This window comes from Spirosoma arboris, assembly GCF_009754945.1.
In the GTDB taxonomy this organism is placed as follows: Bacteria; Bacteroidota; Bacteroidia; order Cytophagales; family Spirosomataceae; genus Spirosoma; species Spirosoma arboris.
In genome coordinates this window covers 199,822-225,429 of the sequence record NZ_WPIN01000004.1, presented here as the reverse complement: position 1 = coordinate 225,429, position 25,608 = coordinate 199,822, and the positions used below count along the sequence as shown (strand labels likewise).

General features: G+C 47.8%; 20 protein-coding genes. 10 read left to right on the top strand and 10 right to left on the bottom strand.

Features of this window, described 5'->3' with window-relative positions; genetic code table 11:
• Nucleotides 1-9: 9 nt before the first annotated feature.
• The 3 genes from GO755_RS12100 to GO755_RS12090 all read left to right on the top strand — a co-directional run bounded on the left by GO755_RS12100 (nucleotide 10) and on the right by GO755_RS12090 (nucleotide 1,717).
• A complete protein-coding gene (locus GO755_RS12100; RefSeq protein WP_157585045.1) occupies nucleotides 10-597 on the top strand; it encodes a hypothetical protein in 588 nt (195 codons plus the stop codon).
• A gap of 38 nt (nucleotides 598-635) precedes the next feature.
• On the top strand, nucleotides 636-1,097 hold the full coding sequence (locus GO755_RS12095; protein WP_157585043.1) for an SRPBCC family protein: 462 nt from the start codon (nucleotides 636-638) through the stop codon (nucleotides 1,095-1,097).
• Between the two features lie 164 nt (nucleotides 1,098-1,261).
• Nucleotides 1,262-1,717, top strand: a complete 456-nt coding sequence (locus GO755_RS12090) for a DUF2147 domain-containing protein (protein WP_157585041.1) — start codon at nucleotides 1,262-1,264, stop codon at nucleotides 1,715-1,717.
• Between the two features lie 18 nt (nucleotides 1,718-1,735).
• Here the strand turns inward: GO755_RS12090 and GO755_RS12085 are convergent, their stop codons facing one another.
• From GO755_RS12085 to GO755_RS12045, 9 genes are all read right to left on the bottom strand, one after another.
• A complete protein-coding gene (locus tag GO755_RS12085) occupies nucleotides 1,736-2,974 on the bottom strand; it encodes an alkaline phosphatase family protein (protein WP_157585812.1) in 1,239 nt (412 codons plus the stop codon).
• Between the two features lie 103 nt (nucleotides 2,975-3,077).
• The gene (locus tag GO755_RS12080) at nucleotides 3,078-4,160 is read right to left on the bottom strand and encodes an endo-1,4-beta-xylanase (protein WP_157585039.1); all 1,083 of its coding nucleotides are present in this window, start codon (nucleotides 4,158-4,160) and stop codon (nucleotides 3,078-3,080) included.
• Nucleotides 4,161-4,241: 81 nt separating this feature from the next.
• The gene (locus GO755_RS12075; protein WP_317165851.1) at nucleotides 4,242-5,045 is read right to left on the bottom strand and encodes an SDR family NAD(P)-dependent oxidoreductase; all 804 of its coding nucleotides are present in this window, start codon (nucleotides 5,043-5,045) and stop codon (nucleotides 4,242-4,244) included.
• Nucleotides 5,045-7,171 carry an alpha-glucuronidase family glycosyl hydrolase gene (locus tag GO755_RS12070; RefSeq protein ID WP_157585037.1) on the bottom strand — a complete coding sequence of 709 codons (2,127 nt, stop codon included), beginning with the start codon at nucleotides 7,169-7,171 and terminating at the stop codon, nucleotides 5,045-5,047. The genes GO755_RS12075 and GO755_RS12070 overlap by 1 nt, the downstream gene beginning before the upstream one ends.
• Before the next feature lie 188 nt (nucleotides 7,172-7,359).
• A complete protein-coding gene (gene uxuA / locus GO755_RS12065; RefSeq protein ID WP_157585035.1) occupies nucleotides 7,360-8,577 on the bottom strand; it encodes a mannonate dehydratase in 1,218 nt (405 codons plus the stop codon).
• 63 nt (nucleotides 8,578-8,640) lie between these two features.
• Nucleotides 8,641-10,068, bottom strand: coding sequence for an alpha/beta hydrolase family protein (locus tag GO755_RS12060; RefSeq protein ID WP_227686935.1), 1,428 nt, complete (start codon nucleotides 10,066-10,068; stop codon nucleotides 8,641-8,643).
• Nucleotides 10,069-10,216: 148 nt separating this feature from the next.
• Entirely contained in the window at nucleotides 10,217-11,536 is a 1,320-nt protein-coding gene (locus GO755_RS12055) for an MFS transporter (RefSeq protein ID WP_198174833.1), read from the bottom strand.
• 197 nt (nucleotides 11,537-11,733) lie between these two features.
• Nucleotides 11,734-13,011 carry a mandelate racemase/muconate lactonizing enzyme family protein gene (locus GO755_RS12050; protein ID WP_157585029.1) on the bottom strand — a complete coding sequence of 426 codons (1,278 nt, stop codon included), beginning with the start codon at nucleotides 13,009-13,011 and terminating at the stop codon, nucleotides 11,734-11,736.
• Between the two features lie 82 nt (nucleotides 13,012-13,093).
• Nucleotides 13,094-14,038 carry an RraA family protein gene (locus GO755_RS12045; protein ID WP_157585027.1) on the bottom strand — a complete coding sequence of 315 codons (945 nt, stop codon included), beginning with the start codon at nucleotides 14,036-14,038 and terminating at the stop codon, nucleotides 13,094-13,096.
• Between the two features lie 325 nt (nucleotides 14,039-14,363).
• Here GO755_RS12045 and GO755_RS12040 point away from each other — a divergent pair, with 325 nt between their 5' ends.
• From GO755_RS12040 to GO755_RS12015, 7 genes are all read left to right on the top strand, one after another.
• On the top strand, nucleotides 14,364-16,892 hold the full coding sequence (locus GO755_RS12040) for a glutaminase family protein (protein ID WP_157585025.1): 2,529 nt from the start codon (nucleotides 14,364-14,366) through the stop codon (nucleotides 16,890-16,892).
• 141 nt (nucleotides 16,893-17,033) lie between these two features.
• Nucleotides 17,034-17,297, top strand: a complete 264-nt coding sequence (locus GO755_RS41425) for a hypothetical protein (protein ID WP_227686934.1) — start codon at nucleotides 17,034-17,036, stop codon at nucleotides 17,295-17,297.
• Nucleotides 17,298-17,303: 6 nt separating this feature from the next.
• Nucleotides 17,304-18,956 (top strand): glycoside hydrolase family 2 protein, encoded by a 1,653-nt coding sequence (locus GO755_RS12035; RefSeq protein ID WP_317165850.1) that lies wholly within the window; start codon nucleotides 17,304-17,306, stop codon nucleotides 18,954-18,956.
• A gap of 10 nt (nucleotides 18,957-18,966) precedes the next feature.
• The gene (locus GO755_RS12030) at nucleotides 18,967-19,965 is read left to right on the top strand and encodes a family 43 glycosylhydrolase (protein ID WP_157585023.1); all 999 of its coding nucleotides are present in this window, start codon (nucleotides 18,967-18,969) and stop codon (nucleotides 19,963-19,965) included.
• Between the two features lie 308 nt (nucleotides 19,966-20,273).
• Nucleotides 20,274-20,645 carry a BlaI/MecI/CopY family transcriptional regulator gene (locus tag GO755_RS12025; protein WP_157585021.1) on the top strand — a complete coding sequence of 124 codons (372 nt, stop codon included), beginning with the start codon at nucleotides 20,274-20,276 and terminating at the stop codon, nucleotides 20,643-20,645.
• Complete coding sequence (locus GO755_RS12020) at nucleotides 20,642-22,987, top strand: TonB family protein (RefSeq protein WP_198174818.1); 2,346 nt, start codon at nucleotides 20,642-20,644, stop codon at nucleotides 22,985-22,987. Before GO755_RS12025 ends, GO755_RS12020 begins: the two co-directional genes overlap by 4 nt.
• A complete protein-coding gene (locus tag GO755_RS12015) occupies nucleotides 22,984-24,423 on the top strand; it encodes a M56 family metallopeptidase (protein WP_157585019.1) in 1,440 nt (479 codons plus the stop codon). The genes GO755_RS12020 and GO755_RS12015 overlap by 4 nt, the downstream gene beginning before the upstream one ends.
• A gap of 562 nt (nucleotides 24,424-24,985) precedes the next feature.
• On the opposite strand, the gene GO755_RS12010 is transcribed toward GO755_RS12015, so the two are convergent.
• A complete protein-coding gene (locus GO755_RS12010; protein WP_157585017.1) occupies nucleotides 24,986-25,546 on the bottom strand; it encodes a hypothetical protein in 561 nt (186 codons plus the stop codon).
• Between the last annotated feature and the right edge of the window lie 62 nt (nucleotides 25,547-25,608).

Sequence of the window (25,608 nt, the reverse complement as noted above, 5' to 3'; positions counted from 1 at the left end):
GCAATCATTATGGAACCATCTGCTATTATTTATTCATACAGAAATTCACTCCCCTCAGAGGCTCTTCATGACCTGAAACAATACTTCGCCTTCAAGCTAAAAAAACTTTCTGAGGACATAATAGCAGATGAGAATTTAGGTTTTAGAAATTCAGTCACTGAAGCATTACTAAATGACTTTTCATTGGCAGACATCAAACTAGTTCGTGAGTTGTTTCATGCCGAACTGGATTGCGAACGTACTATTTGGCGCCACGACAATTTATATCAGCTTTCTTTCTACTTGTACTCATTAGGACAAATGGAAGATGCTTTTCTATTGTATGAGGCAAAATACGGCTTGGGACACATGGACGCCAGCACAATGCAGGACCGTTATTCCATTACAGTGGGTCATGAGCCCAATGAAGTAATTAAATATGTTAAAAGTCGTTTTCAGGATGCTCCAGACTTAAAGAATGATTATCCCCAGTTGGTAGACGAACTACAAAGCATTATTGATGATCCGGACTATGAGAGCATAGCAGACTATTCAAAATTCATTCGTGGATACTTTTTAGGGCATAGCAATATAGCGGGTAGCGGAACGCTGCATTAATTTTTGTAAGAAGAATTTGATTCCACTCACACCTCAAAATGCCAACTCCCAAACCTATATCCCAAACAGTTTCCATAAACGCATCGGCATCCACGGTTTGGCGGCACTTAACGATGCCCGACTTGATGAAACAATGGATGCTGGACACCGACATGGTGATTGACATCATCACCGATTGGAAAGCGGGAAGTCCAATCAGGATGAAGGGAACCATGCACGGCATAGCCTTTGAAAATACAGGAACCATTTTAATCTACGACCCCGATAAGACATTCCAATACAGCCATTTAAGCTCGCTATCACACCTGCCCGATGCGCCCGAAAATCATTGCGTGCTGACCTTTACCCTGACTTCTATTGGGCATCTAACCCAATTAACCCTGACCATCACCAACTTCCCGACAGACGCTATTTTCAGGCACCTTGATTTTTACTGGCGCACGGCAATTGAATTGTTGAAAGAAGCCGTAGAGAAAGACACGATTGTGGCAAACGCTTAAGACCTTGAATCAAAAAATATTTATCAAGGAAATCGACAAAACTTCTTTTCATACGTTTATATACTTAGGACTCTCGCTTGGAGCCGTGCCACGGTTCTTCGTGACGCTTAATTAAACCGTGGCACGGCTCCAAGCGAGAGTCCTACTACTAAAAACACTCACGTATGAACCTGTTACGCTTAACCATACTGCTTCTGCTTGTCTGCGTCTCGTTGACTTCATTTACGTCCAGGGCCGACGATCCAGATGCGCTTTTGGGCAAATGGCTTAGTTCAAAAAAGAGAAATCAGGTTCAGATTTTTAAGCAGGGAAACAAATATTATGGTAAGCTGGTCTGGATGCTGGAACCCAACGAACCGGAAAGTGGGAAGCCAAAAGTCGATAAGGAAAACCCAGACGAAAAGCTACGGAATCGTCCACTTATGCAATTGGTATTGCTAACGAATCTGACCTATAAAGGCAACAATCTCTGGGGCGACGGGGAGATTTATAACCCCGAAGATGGCAAGACCTATAGTTGTGAGGTATCGCTCAAAGGCCCAAACGCGATTGATTTGCGCGGCTATGTAATGGGACTAAGTTTTCTGGGCAAATCCAAAACCTGGACACGTGTGCAGTAGTACCGACCGGCACTACAATTACTCAACAATCCAGCGCGACAGATGATTGTATCGGGCTTCTAATACAATCTTGAAAAAACCCTTCGGGAAAGTAGCTACATCGATGGTAGCTGTTTCGGCTTTTACGGGGACTTCAGCCAGTAGTCTGTAATCGTCCCGCTTACCTTCTTCAAAGTGATTAGTCGTAGAGACCCAGATCTTCACAGTCCCCTCCGGTTCTACTGCTTTCCAATTCAGAGCAATCTTACTGCCTTCTTTTTTAACGGCTGGCTCTACAATGGAGAGTTTTCCGGTTAAGGGAACCCCATCAAGCTCAAAAGCCTGTTCTTTCGGAATCGTCAGTTGGAGATGTCGGGCCATTGTTGGCATGATGTCGACAATGGCGGGCGTATTCGTTTTAAACTGACCATTAAGGTCTTTGGCATTCGTCACAATCCAGGTAGATCGCTCCCGATCTGATTGTCCGCCGTGGTTTTTACCCGTCTCAATCGTTCGACCGTGGTCGGTAGTGATAAAGAGCTGCCAGTCTTCGTTATACGTTTTCTGACGATATTGAATGGCTTTCCATAGACGGCCCATTTGCCCATCCATGATATTGACAGCTTTATAGAACTGCTCACTGTCGCCATACTTATGGCCCATATCATCGGTATATTCCAGATAGACCCACGATAAATCCGGGCTTTCATTTTGAATATATTGGGTGGCTTCGTCAACTACTTTCTCGTCAATCTGATGAATATACTCCGACTCTTTATCGTGGCGATAAACTAAGGTATCATGCTCAAGTCCATCAAAGGAGTAATCAATTCGGAGGTGACCCGTTTGCGGCAAATTTTCGCCAACCAGCTTCGTCCGATTGTCGAGCCAGGTCGAAAATACGGCACTTTTCCTGGCTGGATATTGACTCTCGAAGAAGCGAAAAATTGTCCAGTACTGGTAGTTTGGGGCTTTTATGCTGTTGTCCCAGACATTGTGCTTGTTCACCCAGGTACCCGTAAGCAAACTGTTATAACCAACTGCCGAAATGGTTGGTGTTTGTGAATAGGTGTTTTTTTGGCCGCCGACATACGCTCGTGCGTAGCCTCCTTCTTTGGCAATTGCTTTAAGGTTTGGCGTGGGTTGTTTTTCAATAACATCCGCCGGAATCCCATCAACAATAACGAACAGGGCTTTTTTCGGTTTCGCCTGTCCCCAAGTGTAGGTGAGAGTCAGACAAGAGCCAATTGACAAGAGCAGCGTAAATGTGTATTTCATATAGCTATTTTCCACAGACTGAGGATATGAAGACTAAAATCCTGTCTTATCCTGTTAATCCTGTCAAAAGTAGAGCTTGTTGTAAACACCTGCGAACAACAGCTCAAAATTTCACAACTTCATAATACGCCTTTTTGGGTTTCAGGTTGGTGTCGAACAGCAAAGGATAGTTTTTACGACCCGCTACCGGATGCGTATCAAGCCAGGAATGTTTATCCGAGACGTTCCAGAATGTTACACCCGTAATCACCTTTTTCTTTTCGCGAAAAATCCGGAAGACATTACGGTACTGCTCTTCCTGTTTCTGCGCCATCTCTGGTGTGAACACATCCGACTCATCGGGTCGTTTGTCACGTCGGCCACCCTGCTCTGCCGGATAGACCGATACGTCTAGCTCAGTTATCTGTACCTTAAGTCCCAGCGAAGAAAATTTATCAATCGCAGCTTCCAAAGCGAGTTCGCCCGGTTCATAAATCGACCAGTGACCTTGCAGGCCTACACCATGAATAGGCACTTTCGCGTCAATTAACTTCTTCAGTAGCTGATAGATTCGATCGCGTTTACTGGGGCGCTCAGTGTTGTAATCGTTGTAAACAAGTTGCGCGTTGGGATCAGCTTCGTGCGCGTACTCAAACGCTTTGGCAATGAACTCCTCTCCACATAGTTGAGACCAGGGAGAATCCCGAAGAAACTTCTGAGCATTATCGTCAATGGCTTCATTCACGACATCCCACTGATAAATTTTGCCTTTATAACGTGTAACAACTTCAGTAATGTGGTCTTTCAGCCGCTTTAGCAATACCTCTTTCGATACTGTTTTACCCTCAGTATCAGTGAACAACCATTTTGGCGTTTGCTGATGCCAGCACAGATTATGTCCACGCATTTTCAGGCCATGTTTTTGCGCAAAGTCAACAATGGCATCAGCGTCTTTCCAATAGTAGGTATTTTCTTCGGGGTGAATCGGCCCCATTTTCATTGCATTCTCTGCCGTCAGACTGTTGAACTGACGCAGAATCAAATCGGCTTCCGGGCCAACCAGATTACGCGGGCCAACTGCTACACCAATTGGGAAATAGGCCTTATAAGCGTCTTTGAGCGTTGGCTCGACTAATTGAGGTTTTAAGGCTGAACCAAGTAGCAGCGTAGCACCTAAAAGCGAGGAATAGATGAAGCGTTGATTCATAATCGTTGGTTTGTGGTAACAAGTATGGTGTGATGTCAGTTTCTCAAAACTGACATCACACCAAGCAAAGAATCGCCCTCTTTAAAATCCAATCGAATTTCCACCATCTACCGGCAACGAAGCGCCGGTGATGTATTTTGCAGCCTCAGATGCTAGAAAGACAGCGGCCCAACCGATGTCTTCGGGTTGGCCGAATTTTCCCATCGGCGTCCGACGCATGGCGCGGGCGAAACGGTCGGGATCGCCACCCATTGCGGTTTTGCTCATGGCAGTTTCGATGAAACCGGGCGCAATGGCATTGACCCGAACGCCGTTGCCAGAAAACTCCGACGCCAATACTTTCACCATACCTTCAACGCCCGATTTAGACGCGGCATACGCAGCTACCCGATCAATACCGTAGTAGGCAGCCATCGACGAAATCATAATAATGGAACCGCGTTGACGAGCCATCATCCGTTGCGCACAGGCACGGGTCAGGCTGAAAACGGAGTTCAAGTTGGTATGCACGATTCGATCAAAATCCTCATCGGTGACTTCCAAAGCAGGCTTTTTCATGTTGATTCCGGCATTGTTAACCAGAATATCGATTGGGCCATAGGTAGTTTCAATACGTTCGACCAGGCCGTTTAACAAAGCTCGCTCTGTCACATCATTGACCATATAATGCGCTCGCTCGCCCAGGGTTGCGATGGCTTCCTGAAGAGGTTGCTCCCGCCGACCAGTTATGACAACACTGCCCCCGGCCTGTACCATACAACGGGCAATATCAAAGCCGATACCGCTACCGCCACCTGTGATCAGCGCCAGTTTACCTTCGAGCGAAAAAACGGAATAATTAGGTGACAACTGACCGTCTACCTGGGTATTTTGTACTTGTTCCACTAGCGTAATTTATAAATTTCGGATAATCGTTTAACATCATCCAACGTCCGATCGGGTTTCTGAAAAGGAGCCGGAATGGGCTGTTTGGAATAGGTCTGGAGATAAAGAATCCAGGAATCGCGCCACCAGATGGCTTCGGTATGTTGAGTCGCCAGGCGGCCTGTAACGTCGGCAAAAATTTCAGGATCGATGGCAGGTTTAACCTGCGCCCACTGCTGCTGCATCCACTTGACCGAATCGGCACCGGTGTAGAAACGGGTGCAAAGTTCATTCCAGAGCGTTCGACCAGAACTTAGTTTCTTTGTCCACGGCACATGATGAAACCAAAGCAGATAAGGCAGCGGACAGGTTTCGGGGTTATTCCACTGTTTCTGTACTTCTGGCCGGTATTGCGCCAATGCATCGCTGCCTGTAGCCGTCCGGTCGAAGCCGAGCCCGATGGAGTCTGCCCGGTGGTAATAGATGGCTGTCCAATCTGGGCGGGCGCTTTTTTCCTGCCAGGGTTCGGGGGCAAAGTGTACACCCGACCAGGGGCGCGACAAGCCGATGGGCGTGTTATAATCGACGTAAATCTCCCTCGATTTCAGCATCAAGTCCGTAATGGTCTTTACCGCTTTTGGCTCGCTTGTGAGCGTCATCTTCACCCATTCATTCGCAATAGCTTCTGATGATAACGTATGATCCCACGCCAGTCGCCCGTAGGCATACCAGTTAGCTTGTGCCATCGGGTTGCCGGTCCAGTTTCGGTCAGAACCCGTATTAGCTACGCCCGCAATGGCAGTCATGGTGTATTTGTGCAGACTACCATCAATAACACTGGCCACTGTTGAGCCTTTACCATTTATGTAGGTATCCGATTCCAGGCATTCCTTAAAAATCGGCGCTTCATACACCCAATGGGTCGCAAAGCCCGTGTACTCCTGCGTAATCTGAAACTCCATCGACAGGGGTGTTTTGGGCATATTTCCAAACAAGGGCGAGAACGGCTCACGCGGCTGAAAATCAATTGGGCCGTTCTTTACCTGCACAATCACCTTCTTGTCGAATTTGCCATCCAGAGGAGTAAATTCTTCGTGAGCCGCCTTGAACCGGTCAGCTTTAGGGTCGGCTTTGTAGACAAAAGCACGCCACATCACGATGCCATCATACGGTGCGAGAGCTTCGGCCAGCATGTTGGCTCCATCGGCATGAGTACGTCCATAATCCTGCGGACCGGGTTCACCTTCTGAGTTTGCTTTAACCAGAAAACCACCGAAATCGGGGATAGCTTTGTAAATCTCTTTAGTTTTATCAGTCCACCATTTCCGTACGTCTGGGTCGAGGGGATCGGCAGTTTTCAGGCCACCAATCGTTTTGGGAGCCGGAAAGTAAACCGACAAATAAACTCGAATTCCATAATCACGAAAGACATTTGCCAGGGCAGCTACTTTCTGAATGTATTCATCAGTCAGAAATCGGGCGCTGGCATTTACATTATTGACCACGGTGCCGTTAATCCCGATAGACGCATTGGCGCGGGCGTAATCATGATAGCGCGGGTCAACCGTTGCGGGCAGCTCGTACCATTTCCAGAGGGTTCCACCAGCGTAACCGCGCTCAATCGTTCCGTTGGTATTATCCCAGTGATTGAGTAGTCGATAACGGATTTTGGGGATGCTGTTATAAGGAAGCTTCGTCAGTAATTGGCCTGTTTGTATATGCCTCAGTAAGGCAAATGTCCCATACAATACTCCTACGCCTTTATTGGCCAGGATAAAGATATTGCCACTTTTGGACATCATATAGCCTTCATCGCCATACTTAATATGGTTGCTAAAACCCTGATGTTCATTTAGGTAGACTCCGCCTGTTTTCTTGCCAAGATCGGTAATGATCGGTACCGACTTACCCAATAGTCCCTGCAATCCAACCTGTAATTCCTGGGCTGCATTCATCAAAATCGGGCTTTGATTACTTACTGCAATAAACTGGAACGACCGGGCATACTCCTCTCGTTTGGCTACGTCTTTTATGAGATCGTATTTTAGCCAAAGGCGGTAACCGTCATCAGCATGAGTTTTATTAACAAGAAGGAGCAAAACCACCAGCCAACCAATATTTCTATTTATACGTCGAGATCGAATCATATTGAAGTTTGTATTAGCCCGCGGTTTTAACCGTGGGTATCAAAGGCCAAATCGGCAAATATCTCGTAACCGTTTTAACGGTTTGCTTTCTGATAAACCGTTAAAACGGTTACGAACATCAGTTCGACGTCACACAAGACCCACAGTTTAAACTGTGGGCTAATAGCTAAAACACGAACTTCGACATGCTAGCCTAATGACCGTTCAATGCCTATTTCCAGGCCCCGTAACTCAGCCAACCCTCGCAATCGACCAATAGCCGAATAACCGGGGTAAGTCTTCTTGTGCAAATCATCGAGCATCTGATGGCCGTGATCAGGACGCATGGGAATCGAAATTTCACCAACGCCTGCTTTTTCACGTAGCTGCTGTTCCAGTACAATTTCTTTCACGACGGCGTACATATCGACATCGCCCGCCAGGTGGTCGGCTTCATGGAAATTACGGGGCCGGTCAGCGATTCCGGAGTCTTCGCGTTTCGTCGTACGCAGGTGAATGAAATGAATGCGTTCACCCAAACGACGAATCATGCCCGGCAAGTCATTATCAGGCCGAATTCCTAATGAGCCCGTGCAGAATGTAATGCCATTAGCTATTACATCGCAGGCAGACATCAACTGCGCTAAATCAGCTTCGGTACTAACTATCCGGGGAAGTCCTAACAATGGATACGGTGGATCATCGGGGTGAATGCACAGATTGATGCCTGTTTCCTGCGCAATGGGAGCCACTTGCTGGATAAAATAATATAGATTTTCCCGAAGCTCAGCGTCGCAAATGGCTGCGTATTCATTCAGTAATCCCTGAAATGTGTCGAGCGAAAACGCTTCTTCGGAACCTGGTAAACCCAACAGAACTATGTTTGAGAGTTCAGTTATCTGATCAGCGGTCATACGGCTGAACTTCTGTTTGGCCGATTCGATAATTTCGGATTCGTAGTCAATTTCAGCACCGGGGCGTTTGAGAATGCACAAATCGAAAACGGCGAAGTCCTCCCAAACGAATCGGAGCGCCCGTGATCCGTCGGGCATTTCGTAATTGAGGTTCGTGCGCGACCAATCGAGTACCGGCATGAAATTGTAGCAGACTGTTTTAATACCACAAGCTGCCAGATTCCGAATCGATTGTTTGTAATTCTCAATATAACCAGCGCGAGTAGGCCGACCTTTTTTGATGTCTTCATGGACAGGCAGACTTTCAACTACAGCCCAGTGCAAGGGTGAATACCGTTGATTGTCTGCTTCAATAAGCTGTTTACGCTCCTTAATGGCCTCAATTGTCCATAACTCGCCCACCGGAATCTGGTGAAGCGCTGTAACAACGCCCGTACAACCGGCCTGCCGAATATCCATCAACGAAACCGGATCGTTCGGCCCGAACCACCGCATGGTTTGTAACATTCCCATAATTTATACATTGAACTAGCTTTTGTCATGCTGACGAAGGAAGCATGACAAAAACGAATAGTACTATTTCTTTGGCTTAAATTGTTTATTCGCAAACTCCAGAAACACAGGCCAGTCGAGCGAATCGACGTGGCCACCTTCGTGGTTTCGGAAAGCCAGTTCGCCGTCGATTAGCGAAACATCGGGCGTGGGCATCTCTGTGGTTCCTACGCCTTTTTTACCCAGTAAGGTATAGACCGGACTAGCACCGACGCAGGCCAGAAATTCGCCTTTTGGATCAGCCCAACTATCTTTGGTACCGCCTGTAATGAACAGCGGACGGGGCGCAATGAGTGTCATCAATTCGTGCGCATCAACTGGCATTGCGGCCCAATTGCCACCGTATTTCAGAAAATTACCCGCCATCCAGTGATACTCGCCTGAACCAGCTACGTTGTCAATCGTTTCGCCCCAGCTTCGTTTTTCCAGAGAAGCACCTAACGAGCCAGAGCAGCTTGCGAAAACAATAGCCCAGCGTGGGTCAAGAGCTCCGGCCAGCAGAGCCGTCTTGCCCCAGCGCGAATGCCCTTGAACACCAATCTGTTTAGCATTGATCGTATTGTCTTTCTCAAAATAATCGAGGACGCGACTCAGCCCCCAGCTCCAGGCAGCCAACACTCCCCATTCTTCAGGCTGGCGGTCTTTCCCTCCGTTCATCAGGCCAATAATTCCTTCAGGCAAACCCGCTCCGTTGTCTGCCTGAATAGCTCCGGTATTCAATAACGCAACAGCCCAACCCGCATCAATCAGTTTCTCGATGTTTGCCACAGGCTGCGGAAACGATCCCCAAACGATCACCATCATTGGCAACTTGCCCGATGCATTCACTGGCCTGTAGTAAGTAACGGGAATGCTTGGCGTAGCAGCAGGGTATCGGGAATTATCAATACTACCAACTATCATTTTTCGGAGCGCTTTCCCATTCAATACTGTACTATCGACTCCCGAAGGTGCAAACGTCACCTTTGGTGTATTCGTGGGTATTTTTCCGTAAATCTCCGTCAGATAATCGTTCAGAATTTCGGGGCGACGCTGCTTCCACCACATAGCTGCCGTTGTTACAGGCTTGCCATTTTTCAATACCAGTGGATCAGTGAGTTTGTACTCGTTCGCTTTAGCCTCATCATAATTCGTCCAGTTACCCCAACCCGACCGAACGTGCGTGTTTCCGGCTTCGTCGTACCAATTATTTGTCCCTTCTTTGGCTTTGAGATGCGTAGGTCGTTTAGGGTCGTCGGCCGGTGGCGGTAGTGTTGGCAGCTTCAGATTGAGCTTGTCCATCATCTTCTGCCAATCTTCCTGACTGGCCGTCCGAACTTTATTCATGTAAGCCGTCCGCTCCTCCGGCGACATTTTCTGAAGATTGGGAGCTTGGGCGTTGGTGTTCGAAATAGAAAAACCAACAATCACACATACCCAAACTAGTAATCGGCAGGACTGATTAGATGACATGATAGTTCTCATTTATCTTAACTAATTGGTAGTTCCCTTAGGGGAGAAATGGTTGTAGAAAAGCCCGACAAATTTCATGTACTCATTCCTTGGCCTGTGTCCTCACAGGCCATTCGAACCGGAGGAAAGCTGGCTGACGCGCGAATGGCTATACTTTAGCTTTTACCCGGCTGAAAACGAAAATATAAAGCATCGTCCAGGCTACTAAATAGGCAAAGCCAGCGATGTAGAAAATGATATAGTACCCTTCCGACAGGCTTCCCAGTGCTTTGTAATGATCCAGAATCCGGCCGACGAGCAGCGGAAAAACGGCCCCGCCCAATGTCCCGGCCATCGTTCCTAAACCCACTACCCGACTCAATACCTGTTTTGGAAACTGGTCGGCAGCTACGGTAAAAATATTAGCTGACCAAGCCTGGTGAGCCGCTACCGCCAACGATAAAATGGCAATAACGGGCCACATACTACCCATTTGGCTGATGGCCATAACCGGTGTTATACAGATCGCAAACAGAGCCATTGCCCATTGACGCGCCCGTGTTGGGTGCCAGCCTTTCTGAATCAAAGTAGACGACAACCAGCCACCACCAACACTGCCGATGGTTGCCGCCAGATAAATGACGATCAGCGGAGCGCCTAACTTTTTCAGATCAAGGTGATAGATGTTCGATAAATAGGAAGGTAGCCAGAATAGAAAAAACCACCAGATAGGATCAGTGAGCAGTTTGCCACTCATGAATCCCCAAATGGCTTTATTGGCGAAAATCGGATAGCGTGTTGTTGTGCTATCAGCGATGAGATCGGTTGCAGCGGCATCACCGGCAACTGATGGTTCAACGGTAGGCTCGCCAGTAATGTGAGCCAGCTCTGCCGCACTAACCCGTTTGTGTCGAGCGGGAACTTCATAATAAAACCACCAGGCAACAATCCACAGAAAACCCAGCGCACCAGTCGCGATAAAGGTCATTTGCCACCCGGCCAGGAGTGCCAACGGGGGCACAATTGCCGGGGCTACTACTGCCCCAATATTTGCTCCCGAGTTGAAAATACCAACCGCCAGCGCCCGCTCTTTTTGCGGAAACCATTCCGCCACTGTCTTAATCGACGCCGGAAAATTCCCTGCTTCGCCAATACCCAGCAGTCCACGGGCAATCATGAATCCAGTTGTACCGCCTGCCAGGGCATGGCCCATTGCCGCCAAACTCCATACCAGAATAGCCCCGATGTAGCCAATTTTAGTACCAATCCGGTCGATGATATACCCTGCCAGGAGGGTACTGGCCCCGTAGAAAAAGGTAAAAACGGTTACGATGTCGCCGTAGTCGGTTTCGGTCCAGTTAAATTCTTTTTCCAGAATTGGCTTTAACAGGCTCATCACCTGCCGATCGAGGTAGTTGATGGTCGTTGCAAAAAAGAGGAGTCCAACAATTATCCAGCGATAATTGCTTGAGGTTGGCGCACCGCCCAATGGACTAAGGGGCCTGGCAGCTACAGAAGTAGGTTTTGTTGTCAATGGAAAAATCGATAGGTGAGTGTTGATAAAACACGACTATCCTGATTAGTTACTGCTCAGTTTTTTGTGACAGGATTAACAGGATAAAACAGGATTTTAAAAAGGCAGTATAAATCCAGTTTTATCCTGTTAGTCCTGTCACAAAAACTTATCTACACAAAAAACGGTACGTCCTTCGGAGCGTACTTCTTCATGCCTTCTTCATTAATTTCCACGCCAATACCCGGCTTGTTGGATAGCGGGATGAACCCTTTTTCCACCATAGGCCCATCGAAGGTGACGATTTCCTTGAACATGGGTTCTTCGTGGAAATAAATCTGCCATTCCAGGATCAGGAAGTTCGGTACTGAGGCACAGACATGACTCGATGCCATCGCACCCAGATACGAGGCTACCATGTGAGGAGCAAACGGTACATAATATAAGTTGGCCAGGTTGGCAATCCGTTGGGCCTCACCTAATCCACCTGCTTTTTGCAAATCGGGCATAATAATATCGACAGCACCTATTTCGAGGAGTTTGCGGAATCCGTGCGCCAGATAATGGTTCTCCCCCGCACAGATAGGCGTATTCGACGCTTCCCGAATTTGCCTGTACGCTTCCGGATTTTCGGCCGGAATGGGTTCTTCCAGAAACAGCAAGTTCAAGGGTTCCATCATTTTGGCCACTCGCCGACCCGTTGTTACATCGTACCGGCCATGCATATCGACGCAGATGTCAACCTTAGGTCCGACAGCTTTACGGACACCGGCAATCTGATTGTACATCCGTTCCAATTCGCCCTGGCTGGCTGTCCAGTTGTAAGCATCGTATTTGTTGGGGTCGTTGCGTTCGTCGATGTCGTATTTCACGGCATTGAAACCCATATCGACGGCTTTTTTGGCGCTTTTACCAAAGGCATCGGGACTGGTATCCGTTTCACGATAGGCTCCAGTGTCGCAGTAAACCCGAATTTTGTCCCGGAATTTCCCGCCCAGCAATTGATACACGGGCATACCGAGTGCTTTCCCGGTCAAGTCCCAAAGCGCCGTTTCGATAGCGGACAGCACAGAGATGTAAATCCCCGCTTGGGCACCCTCGAAAAAGCCGGACTTCCGAACATCTTCAAATAGTCGATTCACATTGAGCGGGCTCTTCCCTTTAATCCGCTCACCCATTAATTTCACCAGGTGGTACGTTCCAACCGATGCATCGACGGCTTCACCGCAGCCCCAGATTCCCTGATTCGTGTGAATCTTCACGAACAGGCTATGCCCATTGCGGATGTAGCCACATTTGATATCGGTAATTTTCAGGTCGGAGGGCGCGGAAGATTGTGGCGCATGATGAACCGCTGTTTCCAGCCCTTCCCCGAAACTGGCCAACGCACTGGCACTAAAAACACCAGCTAAGGCACTCTTAGTCAAAAAAGAACGACGAGATGTTGTCATAACTTAGGAAGGAAAGTTTTAGGACTTGTGTTAAGCGTAGTCTCAGACTACGCTCAACTTAGGCAACTGTGTTTAATAAAAATTACCAGGTACGCGTTTTGAGGTAATCCTGAATTTGCTCTTTCGGAACAGGCAGTTCGCTAACGTGGTCGTTGAGCCATTTCGAGAAATCCTTTTCTATATCATCCGACCAGCGCGAGTCAATCTGGCCTGGTGTATATTTCTGCTCTCGCAGTCGCAAGTGACCGAACATGTCACGCAAGCGAATGATCTCCGATGTTTTTACCACTTTTTCGGCCAGATGGGGCGGAATAAACGCAACACCACCATCACGACCCAATACCACATCGCCCGGCATTACCATCACTTTACCGATGCGCGTCGGGCGATTGATTCCCACCAATGTTGTATTCAGATCGCCCTCAGGATTGTGGTGCGAAGGGTGATAGCTTCTGAAATAAGACGTAAACCCGCCAATTTCTTTCAATCCGGCCACATCCCGAACTGCACCTTCATAGACAATACCATTACCCGTTTTAGCATAAATTGAATTGCCCAGATTATCGCCAATAGTCGGTCCGTCTTCGTGCATGCCAAACTGGTCGACCACATATACATCGCCCTTAACAAGCATATCGATTGGCCAGGCATTCTGCGATTTCACACGGCCATCTTTTGTATGTCCTTTTTCATCCGTAACCCGGTGTACATCCGGGCGACCGGGCATAAATGTAGCGGTGAGGGCACGGCCTACCAGTACGCTATCGGGGTTGATCGTCTGCCAGTCACCGGCAAACTGGTATCGGTATTTTTCGCCCTTCATAACGGCCCAGGCTTCTTCGTGCGTCACCAGTTTCATGCGTTTTAAAATAGCATCCGGTACTTTGGGACGTCCATCGGGGAAGCGTTCACCTTTCCAGTCGGGCGTCAGGAAGATAAGCTCTTCCTTTGAAATTTGCTGTGCAACCGATACCGAATTCAGGCCAGTCAGCAACAGCCCAACCGCCAGTACAATTACCTGTTTCATGGACAATGAAAAGAAATTTAAGAGTTTGGTAGTTGATTGATAAGTAGCCTAATTAGCAGTTCTACCCGGGCAAACACATGAAATTATATTAATGAAAAATCCTTTATGCAACTAGTCAATTTGTTGCATAAAACATTCTCCCTCTACCAGCCCACAGGAAGGTTATTTTATGCAACAAGCCATTTTTTTAGCTTATTTTTAATTTTTAAAAACTACATATCCTTTGTGTAGCCATCATCCCAAAATCTATCTCTCATAAGTAAAGGAGCCCATTCTGTTGGCTTATAGTACCCGCAACGGAAACTCCCCCAAACAAACTTTCTTAATGAGTAAAAATCCCGCTCTCCACTTTTTGTTTCCCTTCCTTTTTGTTCTATCCCTTGGGCTTACATATGCTCAGACACTACGTCCACCTGCTTACCCGCTCATTACGCATGACCCTTATTTCAGTGTCTGGAGTATGACGGATAAACTCACTGATTCGCCAACGCGCCACTGGACGGGCAAACCTCAATCATTGGAAGGCATTGTACGAGTCGATGGCAAAGCATATCAGTTTCTGGGAGCCGTACCAACTACTTACGAACCGATTCTTCCAACTGGTGAAGTGCAGGCCTATACTGCCCAATACACCACGACTAAACCAAATGCGGGTTGGGAAAAATCAGATTTCAACGCCAGCGGCTGGAAATCTGGGCCAGGACCGTTTGGCGATACGCCTGACGCCAAAACGAAATGGGTAAATAGTGACAATGCGGCTATGAAAGATGGGATCTATTACCGTCGGGAGTTTACGTATGATGGCAAAGCTGATCCATCGAAACTATTGTTGTCCATCAATCATGACGACGATGTAGTCGTTTATCTAAACGGCATCAAGATTTTAGATAAGCCCGATTATGTCAACGAATATATTTATCTGCCCTTCCCCGTGGCTGGTCAGAAAGCATTGCAGAAAGGCAAAAACGTACTAGCCGTGCATTGCGTGAGTCCACGAGGTGGCTCATTTATCGATGTGGGTATTGTCAACCCGGTTACGACATCATCAATTACAACCGCAACCCAAACGGGTGTAACGGTATCGGCTACGCAAACTAATTATATGTTCACGGCTGGCCCTGTCAGTCTGGCCGTCACGTTTATGTCACCCCTCCTACTTGAAGAACTGGAAGTAGCCGCAAGACCCATTACATATGTTACGTTCGAGGTTCGGTCGCAGGATCGCAAGTCGCATTCGGTGCAGGTTTATCTGAGTGAATCCGGCACCTTGGCAACGAATACGATTGGGCAGGAAGTGGTGATGAAAGCGGGGCAGGCTCCTGGCCTAATTTACCAAACTGTTGGTACTGAAGCGCAATCTCTACTGGCAAAGAAAGGCGACAATGTGCGTATTGACTGGGGTTACGCGTATCTGGCGACCCCGCAGGAAAAAGGTAACCAGACGGGCAATGGTATGGCGCCGGGTTTGAAACAGGCATTTTTGACAACTGGCCAACTCCCCACCGACAACAAAGCAGCCGTACCAGCGAACAAACCCAGGGCAGCCGTTGACGTAGCCGTTGCCAGCGTTCTCGACTTTGGCAACGTAACGAAAGCCGCCGAAAAGCACCTGATGTTAGCTTATGACGATCTGTATTCAGTACAGTATTTTAAGCAGAATCTGCGTCCCTGGTGGAATCGGGACGGAAAAGTAACGATGCCCTCTTTACTTCAAGCAGCGGAGAAAGACTACGATCGGCTCCGATCGGCCTGCACGAAATTCGATGATAAGCTCCGTTCCGATGCGAAAAAAGCGGGGGGTAAAGAATATGCTGATTTGTGCGTGCTGGCGTACCGACAGGCGATTGCCGCTCATAAAATTGTAGCCGGTCCAAAAGGCGAAACACTATTTCTGTCGAAGGAAAATTTCTCCAATGGTTCCATCGGTACAGTTGATGTGACCTACCCCTCGGCTCCTTTATTTTTACTTTACAACCCGACGCTGTTGAAAGGCATGCTGGAGCCTATTTTCCAATACTCAGAAAGTGGGCAGTGGAAAAAGCCCTTTGCCGCTCACGATGTAGGTACGTATCCGTTAGCCAACGGCCAAACTTATGGCGAAGATATGCCTGTTGAAGAGTGTGGTAATATGCTCTTGTTAGCAGGTGCCATTTCGGGTGCAGAAGGCAACGCCAACTATGCAAAACAACACTGGAAAACGCTGACAACCTGGGTTGATTATCTCAAAAAAGACGGCTTCGACCCCGCCAACCAGCTCTGCACCGACGATTTTGCCGGGCACATTGCCCGCAATGCGAACCTGTCGGTAAAGGCCATTTTAGGCATTGCGGCTTATGGCCAAATGGCGGCTCAACTGGGCGACAAAGCAACGTCAGAAAGCTATCTGAAAACGGCACGGGAAATGGCGACCAAGTGGCAGCAACTCGCCCTTGACAAAACGGCTTCCCAACTGCCTCACTACGACTTAACCTTCGAAAATCAGTCCGACACCTGGAGCCAGAAATATAATCTGGTTTGGGATAAATTACTGGATATGAATGTCTTTCCCAAGGAGATTCCCCAAACAGAAATCGCCTATTACCTGACCAAGCAAAAGCCGTACGGGCTTCCCTTAGATAGTCGCAAGACCTACACTAAGTCGGACTGGATTGTGTGGACAGCTACCCTCGCCAAATCAGATCGGGATTTTGAGGCATTCATCAAACCCGTCTGGAAATACGTCAACGAAACCCCTTCGCGCGTACCGCTTTGTGATTGGCACGAAACAACCAATGCGAAACAGGTTGGCTTTCAGGCACGTTCGGTAGTGGGCGGATACTTTATTAAGATGCTCGAAGGGAAATTGAGCAAGTAAAGTTTTGATCCCTGATTTTGTCATTCCGACGACAGGAGGAATCTCAACGTTGCGTATTAGTCAAGCTTGAGATTCCTCCTGTCGTCGGAATGACAAAATCAGGATAATCCTAAACAATCCTTATCTAGAAAAGTCACACTTATGCTTTCCACCCGATTTCTTTCCGCTGCCCTTAGCCTTACCCTGCTAGGCTCAGGAATATCGATTGCCCAAACGCCGGTTCCCAATCAACCGCGTGCCGCGCCTATTATGAGCCGTTGGGAAAAACAGGTTACACCCGAAAATGCCTGGCGCGAATACCCACGTCCGCAAATGGTGCGACAACAATGGCAGAATCTAAATGGTATGTGGGAGTACGCCATCACGCCCAAAACGGCGCCCCAACCTACCCGTTATGATGGTTAGATTCTGGTGCCGTTCTGTCTGGAATCGACAGTTTCGAAAGTCAACAAATCACTCACGGCTGATCAGCGATTGTGGTATCGTCGGGACGTTAGTTTACCCAAAGATTGGTCCGGGCAACGGGTTTTACTTCATTTCGGTGCGGTTGATTATGAATGCAATCTATGGGTAAACGGTGGGTTAGTTGGCTCGCACACGGGCGGTTCCGACGCGTTCAACTTCGATATTACTGATTATATAAAAGACGGACAAAACCAATTGGTATTGGGCGTAACCGACCCAACATCAAACGGCGAACAGCCGCGTGGTAAACAATTAATGAATCCGAATGGTATCTGGTACACACCGGTTTCGGGTATCTGGCAAACGGTGTGGATGGAACCCGTTCCGAAGCAAACCTACATTGAGGAAGTAAAACTGACGCCCGAGCTTGATTCCAGCCGCCTTCGGGTAGATGTATTGCTTGATCAACCTGCCAACAATTATACGACGGCCATTCGCCTGACAGCTATGGACGGCAATCAGACGATAGCCACAACGCTCGTTCGGGCGGGCAGAACAGCCTGGCTAACGATCAAAAATCCAAAACTGTGGTCACCAGACAGTCCGTTTCTGTATACTATTAAAGCTGAGCTCGTTACTGTAACTGATCCCTTTGGTGATACGCCCCGCAACAAACGTCCACGCCAGGATGCTCCTTTAACTACAGCTTTCGCGAATGCAACGGTTGTCGGGAATCCGCTCGATGTAGTAACGGGCTATTTCGCCATGCGAAAGATTGCGCTTGGTGCTGGGCCAGTCGCGAACCAGCCAGTTCTGCTACTGAATAACAAATTTGTGTTTCAGAACGGCCCACTCGATCAGGGTTGGTGGCCCGGTGGTTTGCTAACACCCCCGTCTGATGAGGGCATGACATTTGAGATTGATTTTCTCAAGAAATCGGGTTTCAATATGCTTCGCAAACACATCAAAGTCGAACCTGAGCGCTATTACTATCTCTGCGACAAATTGGGTATACTGGTTTGGCAGGATATGCCGTCAGGCTTTCTGGAGGGTCAGAATGAATATCCGGGCGACCAGTCGGAGCCAATTCGCCGGTCGAAAGGAAAGGAGCAATTTGAACTGGAATTGCGCCGGATGATGAATCGCCTGCACAACCACCCCAGTATTGTAACCTGGGTTGTTCATAACGAAGGGTGGGGTCAGTACGACAACAAACGGCTGGCAGACTGGGTGAAAGCGATTGATCCGAGTCGAACAGTTAACGCATCCAGCGGCTGGAACGACCTCGGCGCGGGTGATTTCTACGACATTCACACGTATCAGGAAGAACCAAACGCACCTGCACCTAAAACCGACCGGGTGGTTGTGATTGGTGAGTTTGGTGGCATCGGCTGGCCGGTTCAGGGTCACCTCTGGAATCCAGAGATGCGTAACTGGGGCTATCAGACCTATCAATCAGCCGATGTGGTGCTGAAAGCGTATCAGAAGAAATACGCCAAAATCATCGAGTATTATCAGAAACAGGCTTTATCGGCGGCCGTTTATACCCAAACCACAGACGTAGAAGGGGAAGTAAACGGGTTATTGACTTACGACCGAGAAGTCATCAAGATTCCTGTCGAGACGCTTCGTCAGATTCACGCGCCGTTGTTTAAGTAACGCAGTAATCATGTATAACCTCAGGGGTTTACTTATAGTCACTACGCTAATCTGGTCGCTCTCGACACGCACTATTGCCCAATCATCAAGCCCCAAAATGATGTTTGGGGATACGACGCATCGGAAATCAGGCTTCGCTAAAGACCCGCACGTGGTTCATTTTGGCAAAGCCTACCTGATGTATTATTCTGTGCCTGTCTACAAAGATTCGAGCGGAGCAGATCATTGGGGTATTGGTATTGCCCGTAGTACTGACCTTACTACCTGGCAGAAAGTCGGCGAGATCAGGCCAGTTACTGAGTATGAGAAGAAAGGCTTATGTGCTCCAGGCGCGCTTGTTCGGGATGGCAAGGTGCATTTGTTTTACCAGACATATGGCAATGGGCGCAACGATGCCATTTGTCATGCGGTCTCAACCGATGGTATTCATTTTGAGCGAAACCCAACCAATCCAATTTTTCATCCAGCCATCAGTGACTGGTCGTGTGGAAGGGCCATCGACGCCGATGTTATCAAGTTCAAAAACCAGTATTTTCTTTATTTCGCTACCCGCGATACAAGCTATAAAATCCAGCAACTGGGTGTGGCTGTAGCGTCAGCGAATACGAACTTCAACCGGGAAGACTGGAAACAGGTAGACACCAAAGGACCAATTCTAAAACCAGAGCTACCCTGGGAAGGCGAATGCATTGAAGGCGCATCGGTGATTGAGCGCAAGGGCACATTGTATATGTTCTACGCAGGTGCCTATAATAATTGGCCTCAGCAAATCGGCGTTGCCCGCAGTACCGACGGCATCCATTGGGAACGTGTTCAAACCCAGCCTTTCCTTAAAAACGGCGCACCAGGAACCTGGAATTCCAGCGAATCGGGTCATCCGCACATTTTCACCGACAAGAGCGGACAAACCTATCTGTTTTACCAAGGCAACAACGACAAAGGCAAAAGCTGGTTTCTCTCAAACATCCCCGTTGACTGGACCGCTGCTGGCCCTACATTGACAAAGTGATTTGACAGGATTTTCGCCTGGAGCCTCACCACAATTATTGCTATTCTACCGTTCTCGCTTGGCTACGCCGAGTGAGGACTATCCTTTCAAGGGCCTCTGGCCCGTTTTGGATATATTTTGCACCACACCGGCCAGAGGCCGTTAAAACGATAGCCCTCACTCGGCGTAGCCAAGCGAGAACGTCAACCCCTTTTCTGATCTAGAAAAGGGGTTTTCTATTTTTCAAAAATAAATAACTAATAGATTAGTTGTAAAACTAAATCATTAGTCATACATTTCGATCATAATCAACTAGTCTCCTGTTAACCATGCCGATACGCGAACTTACCAAAGCCGAAGAAGAGATTATGCGGGTTCTTTGGCAGCTAAAAAAAGGCTTCGTCAAAGATGTGCTGGCCGAATTACCCGAGCCGAAACCCGCCTACAATACTGTCTCGACTATTATCCGTATTCTGGAAAAAAAGGAGCTGGTTGGTTACACCGCCTATGGCAAAACGCATGAATACTATCCGCTCATTACCGAAGAAGAATACCGTCGTTTCCAGACCGAACAACTCATGGCGAACTACTTCGATAACTCGCTCAAAAAGCTGGTGTCGTTTTTCGTGAAAGACAAAAACATCAGCCTGACCGAAGCCGACGAAATTATCAAACTCCTAAACAAACAGAAAGATCAATGAACGCCCTTGACTATCTCCTGAAAGCTAACCTTTATGGCTTGCTGTTTGCGGGCTGTTATTGGCTACTGTTGCGTCGGCACACGTTTTTCAGCCTTAACCGGGCTTATTTGCTGGCATCGGTCATTCTATCCCTGATTCTGCCGCTAGCCATTCTGCCGACCAAAACCGTCGAAACACTTCCTGTCACCATGCCCGTGGGTGTGATTGCTCTACCTGTTTCAACAGTTGTTGCTGCACCTGTTGAAACAGGCCCAGATTGGGAGCAACTAGGCATATGGACTTATGCGTTGGTTACGCTGGTGTTGCTAGTTCGTTTGGGGATACGTGTTGGGCGGTTAGTGTGGCTGATTCGACAGTCGCCCCGGCAAGTGCATGAGGACTACGTACTCGTCCAGCCAAACGACCCAAAACTTCCTACGTTTTCATTTTTCCAATACGTTATTCTTAACCCAGCCGATACCCGAAATGAGCTGATTATTCAGCACGAACTGGTTCATGTCCGGCAGTGCCATAGTGCCGATGTATTGGGGATGGGATTACTACAGGCTTTTTTCTGGGCATGCCCAACGCTCTGGCTAATGGATCGACTGATACGTCAGGTACACGAGTTTTTAGCCGATAAGCCAGCTAGCCAACCAACCGAATATGCCCGATTCTTGGTGGCCTATTCCTTCGGTACACAGCTTGGCTTAAGCGGGCCGGATACCCTAACGAACAGTTTTTTCAATCCCTCGCTGTTGAAACAACGAATCATGATGCTACACCAAAAGGCGACAACCCGCTGGGCACTGGGCAAGTATGCGTTAGTAATACCGTTGGTGTTCAGTTTATTAGCCATGACCACCGCACGGGAAGAGATTGCCGCTGTTGTGAGTCAGGTAACCGATGAAACCATCACGGTTTCGGGTAAAGTGACAAGTGCTGTAGATGGAAAACCATTGCCGGGGGCACATGTAGTAGTAGTTGGTACCCGCCAAGGAGCACAAACTAACGCACAGGGGCACTTCCAACTTGAGAATGTTCCTAAAACGGCCATGCTGGGCGTAAGTTTCGTCGGCTTTACAAGCATGGTTATTCCAGTCGAAAATCGAACAACGATTGATGTAGCCTTAGCGCTGGCAGATCCAAACGAATTGCCCACCATGGGTGCAACGGCAGCGTATAAGGGAATAAAACCCAATCCTACAATGCCGATTCGAACACCTCCGTCGTCTGAAACGATCAATGGGGAAGTTTATACAGCTGTTGAAGAACCCGCCGTTTTTCCAACTGGCATACCTGGTTTGATGCAGTACGTAGCGCATACGCTTCGGTACCCCGCCAAAGCCAAAGCTGCTGGTGTTCAGGGCAATGTATTTGTGCAATTTGTGGTATTACCAACCGGAGCCGTCAGTTCGGCAGTCGTTAAGAAGGGTATTGGTAGCGGCTGTGATGAAGAAGCCTTGCGCATTGTCCGACAAATGCCAAAGTGGATTCCAGGAAAACAGAATGGAAAAGCGGTTGCTACCCAATATGTATTACCTATTCAATTTGCGCAGGAAAACAAAGAAGATAAACGAACAGGACAAGCATCTGACAACCAGTTGAATGATGTGCATGTCGTAGGATATCCTATGCCTCAATCCGCTACCCAGAGCAATCGAAATAATGAAGTTTTCACCGTTGTTGAAAAGCAGCCAGAGTTTCCTGGAGGGATGAGGGCCTTAGGCCAATATCTCAACCAAAACTTACGCTATCCTTCAGAAGCATTACAAAATAAGATATCTGGTCGGGTGTTTGTCCAGTTCGTTGTCTCTACTACAGGCAGTATCCGAGATCTGCGTATTCTAAAAGGTATTGGTAGCGGTTGCGATGAAGAAGCTGTACGTGTAGTAAGCCAGATGCCAAAGTGGGTTCCTGGTAAGCAAAATGGTAAAACGGTCGCTGTACAATACAACCTCCCTATCCAGTTCTCACTGGAAACAAGAGAAGACAAACGGACAGGACAAGTTGCGCCTACTCCTCAAACCAGCCCTGAGCAGAAATCAGGCTTTGTCCTTGACAAGAATAGAAATAGCCAACTCTCATTGGATAACGACTCTGTATATGGCAATAAACAGCGATACGCAATGCGTCTGCCCGATTCGCTGCGAGAATCAAAGACATTCATCACAATTCGCAGCGGTGCATTAAATGGAGGGGAGCCTCTCTATATCCTTGACGGCGTTGAAATCCCAACTATTTCTAAACTGAAGCCTGAAGATATTGAGAGTGTAACCGTGCTAAAAGATGCGGCCGCAAGATCCCAATACGGTGCAAAAGCATCCAATGGCGTCATTCTGATAACCTCGAAGAAGAAATGAGCACACTCCCCTATCTCCTGATCGCCAGCCTGTACTTGCTGTTATTCTACGGCTGTTATTGGCTGCTCTTACGTCGGAATACGTTTTTCGGCCTGAACCGGGCGTATTTACTGGCAACAGTTGGCCTGGCATTAGTACTCCCACTGGTCGAGTTACCGATTGGAACAGCGGACTCCTTACCAATGGGTACACTTACATTGCCCACATTTGTTGTCGGATCAGCTAGTCAATCGAATAGCTTAACCATAACGCAATGGATTTGGCTCTTGTATAGCATTGGCGTAGCGGTGATGCTCCTGCGGTTAGGGCTGAACCTGCTGTCGGTGTTTAAACTTATCAACCGAGGTAGTACGCAACACAAACCAGACTATACTCTCGTCCGTCTTCCCGACGATTCTACCCCTTCATTTTCATTCGGGCGATACCTGGTCCTGAATCAGACCGATTCACTCACCGAACCCGATGCGTTAATGCGCCATGAGGAAGCACATATTCGTCAGCGTCATACGGCGGACGTGTTGTTTATAGAAATTGCGCAGGCCGCTTTGTGGTTCAATCCAGTGCTATGGCTCTACAAACATGCCCTACAGGAAGTCCACGAATTTCTGGCCGACCGTACTGTCCTTAAAACTCCCCAACCCGATTACCCACGTCAGCTCGTAGCCTACGCACTCAACATGCCAATTACAGCCCTGACGACTCCTTTCGTCTCTAAATCAACCCTTAAACAACGGATTATTATGTTACAAAAACCCGCATCTCATCGCCGTGCATTACTCGGCTACGCCCTGATTCTGCCCGTAGCAGCCTGTCTGGTTATGTGTACGCAATCGGGCCAGGATCAATCGCAGAATGCAGTTGTACCGGCTAACGAACAGGCCGCAACTCGAAAAGCCGTAAAGGTAGAGGGTGAAATTTTTACCGTAGTTGAAAATCAACCAGAGTTCCCTGGTGGTATGAAAGAATTGGGCGCGTATTTGGCTAACCATCTGCAATATCCGGCTACTGCTCAGAAAGCAAAAGCAGAAGGGCGGGTATTTGTCAATTTCATTGTGACGAAAACCGGCGAGGTTACCGATGTGAAGCTATTGAAAGGTATTGGCTATGGAGCTGATGAAGAAGCCATCCGCGTTGTACAAAATATGCCTAACTGGCAACCAGCAACTCAGAATGGCAAACTGGTGAATGTCCGATACAACTTACCCATTAATTTTACATTGGAGGATAAAAGCGAACAGGCATCCATAAACAGGATGCCTCCACCGCCACCACCGTCAGTTCCTGTCAATGATGCATCGGCATTTAACGGTATAGAGCATTTTACACTTAACGGAAAGGCAACTACGAAAGAGGTAATAGCCGCGATTTCGGCCAATGACATCGCTACAATGGACGTCATTAAGGAGACGAAAACGATTGCCATTCGAACGAAATAGACGTATGTAGAAGCTTACTATCATTTACTCTTAAAAATTGTGGCTGTTTGTTTCCTGATATCAGGTGAACAAACAGCCACAATTTTTTAAGGCACACTAGAACGCTATTTCCGCGTCTAAACAGGCTATTTTAATTTGTCCTTTAGGATAGTCAAAATCAACTGCTGCGTCTGTTGAATATCGGCGACTGTTGTTTCTAAGCGAGTTTGCCCACTTTTCAAATCAGATACACCTGACTGTAAATCAGGCATATCTGATTTTAAACCAGTTATATCTGACTTTAAACCAGCAATATCCTTTTCTATCCGATCAAATCGGTTATTAACCGTTACGGTTAAGTCTGCCAGTCCTTGGCAATGGTTTCAATCTGCCGACCATGATCAACAGACAGGATTTCTAACTGTCCGACGCGTTCTTCTGGATACATGTTCAAATATGCAGTTTTATTTTATTCATGTACTAAAGAAAACAGCTTTTATTACGCATCATTCCTTCAGACTTTCTTGATTGCGATTCCATTTTGCTGACCTATTTTAAACTTTCGGAATCAACAATCTCATCATCAATTAGCGGCAGTTAAGCTAGTCTGACCCAACGTACTGCGGAAAAAGTCAGTGCTATTCGAACCGTCCATGCCTATGATTACATTCGTAAAGTCGCCCCCTAACATACCAGGTTGCGCCGAGTTGGGATCTTTCTCATTCACGAACAATCGAACCCCATCTACATGGCCAGCGGGCAGTGAAAAGGAAAAGAGTAAAATCTGTGCGCTTTTTTCAAAATCAATTAACATACCCATAGTTGTAACCCCATGAATGTCGACATCAGGCTCTGCCTGGGGAGCATACACGATCGAGTAATCGGCCCAGTTAGCTGTTTTACTAACAATGGTAAGCGGCTGGTCGGCTACCGCCTTTGGCAAAACAACAGATATTTGTGAAGGACCAAGTGCAAACCGACTGCCTTTGAAATTTGGACGTGCATAAACCTCATAACGATTCTGAGTACTGTTATACTTTAGGCTAACGCCAAGTTGCGGCTTGTTCTCTTCAAATCGGTTGGATTGGGCAATTGCCGCTGTTGCAGCCAAGACTGCTGCCCAGAAAAATAGGATTGTACGCATGATCAACTAACTAATTTAGTGCATTGGAGGCAGAGGTGGCACCTCTGCTGCTAGTATGAATC

Coding starts and splice junctions, on each gene's coding strand:
- GO755_RS12100 (WP_157585045.1), top strand. CDS start 10: ATGGAACCATCTGCTATTATTTATTCATACAGAAATTCACTCCCCTCA.
- GO755_RS41425 (WP_227686934.1), top strand. CDS start 17,034: ATGCTTTCCACCCGATTTCTTTCCGCTGCCCTTAGCCTTACCCTGCTA.
- GO755_RS12020 (WP_198174818.1), top strand. CDS start 20,642: ATGAACGCCCTTGACTATCTCCTGAAAGCTAACCTTTATGGCTTGCTG.
- GO755_RS12095 (WP_157585043.1), top strand. CDS start 636: ATGCCAACTCCCAAACCTATATCCCAAACAGTTTCCATAAACGCATCG.
- GO755_RS12050 (WP_157585029.1), bottom strand. CDS start 13,011: ATGACAACATCTCGTCGTTCTTTTTTGACTAAGAGTGCCTTAGCTGGT.
- GO755_RS12010 (WP_157585017.1), bottom strand. CDS start 25,546: ATGCGTACAATCCTATTTTTCTGGGCAGCAGTCTTGGCTGCAACAGCG.
- GO755_RS12070 (WP_157585037.1), bottom strand. CDS start 7,171: ATGATTCGATCTCGACGTATAAATAGAAATATTGGTTGGCTGGTGGTT.
- uxuA (WP_157585035.1), bottom strand. CDS start 8,577: ATGGGAATGTTACAAACCATGCGGTGGTTCGGGCCGAACGATCCGGTT.
- GO755_RS12085 (WP_157585812.1), bottom strand. CDS start 2,974: ATGAAATACACATTTACGCTGCTCTTGTCAATTGGCTCTTGTCTGACT.
- GO755_RS12080 (WP_157585039.1), bottom strand. CDS start 4,160: ATGAATCAACGCTTCATCTATTCCTCGCTTTTAGGTGCTACGCTGCTA.
- GO755_RS12025 (WP_157585021.1), top strand. CDS start 20,274: ATGCCGATACGCGAACTTACCAAAGCCGAAGAAGAGATTATGCGGGTT.
- GO755_RS12030 (WP_157585023.1), top strand. CDS start 18,967: ATGTATAACCTCAGGGGTTTACTTATAGTCACTACGCTAATCTGGTCG.
- GO755_RS12045 (WP_157585027.1), bottom strand. CDS start 14,038: ATGAAACAGGTAATTGTACTGGCGGTTGGGCTGTTGCTGACTGGCCTG.
- GO755_RS12040 (WP_157585025.1), top strand. CDS start 14,364: ATGAGTAAAAATCCCGCTCTCCACTTTTTGTTTCCCTTCCTTTTTGTT.
- GO755_RS12015 (WP_157585019.1), top strand. CDS start 22,984: ATGAGCACACTCCCCTATCTCCTGATCGCCAGCCTGTACTTGCTGTTA.
- GO755_RS12090 (WP_157585041.1), top strand. CDS start 1,262: ATGAACCTGTTACGCTTAACCATACTGCTTCTGCTTGTCTGCGTCTCG.
- GO755_RS12060 (WP_227686935.1), bottom strand. CDS start 10,068: ATGTCATCTAATCAGTCCTGCCGATTACTAGTTTGGGTATGTGTGATT.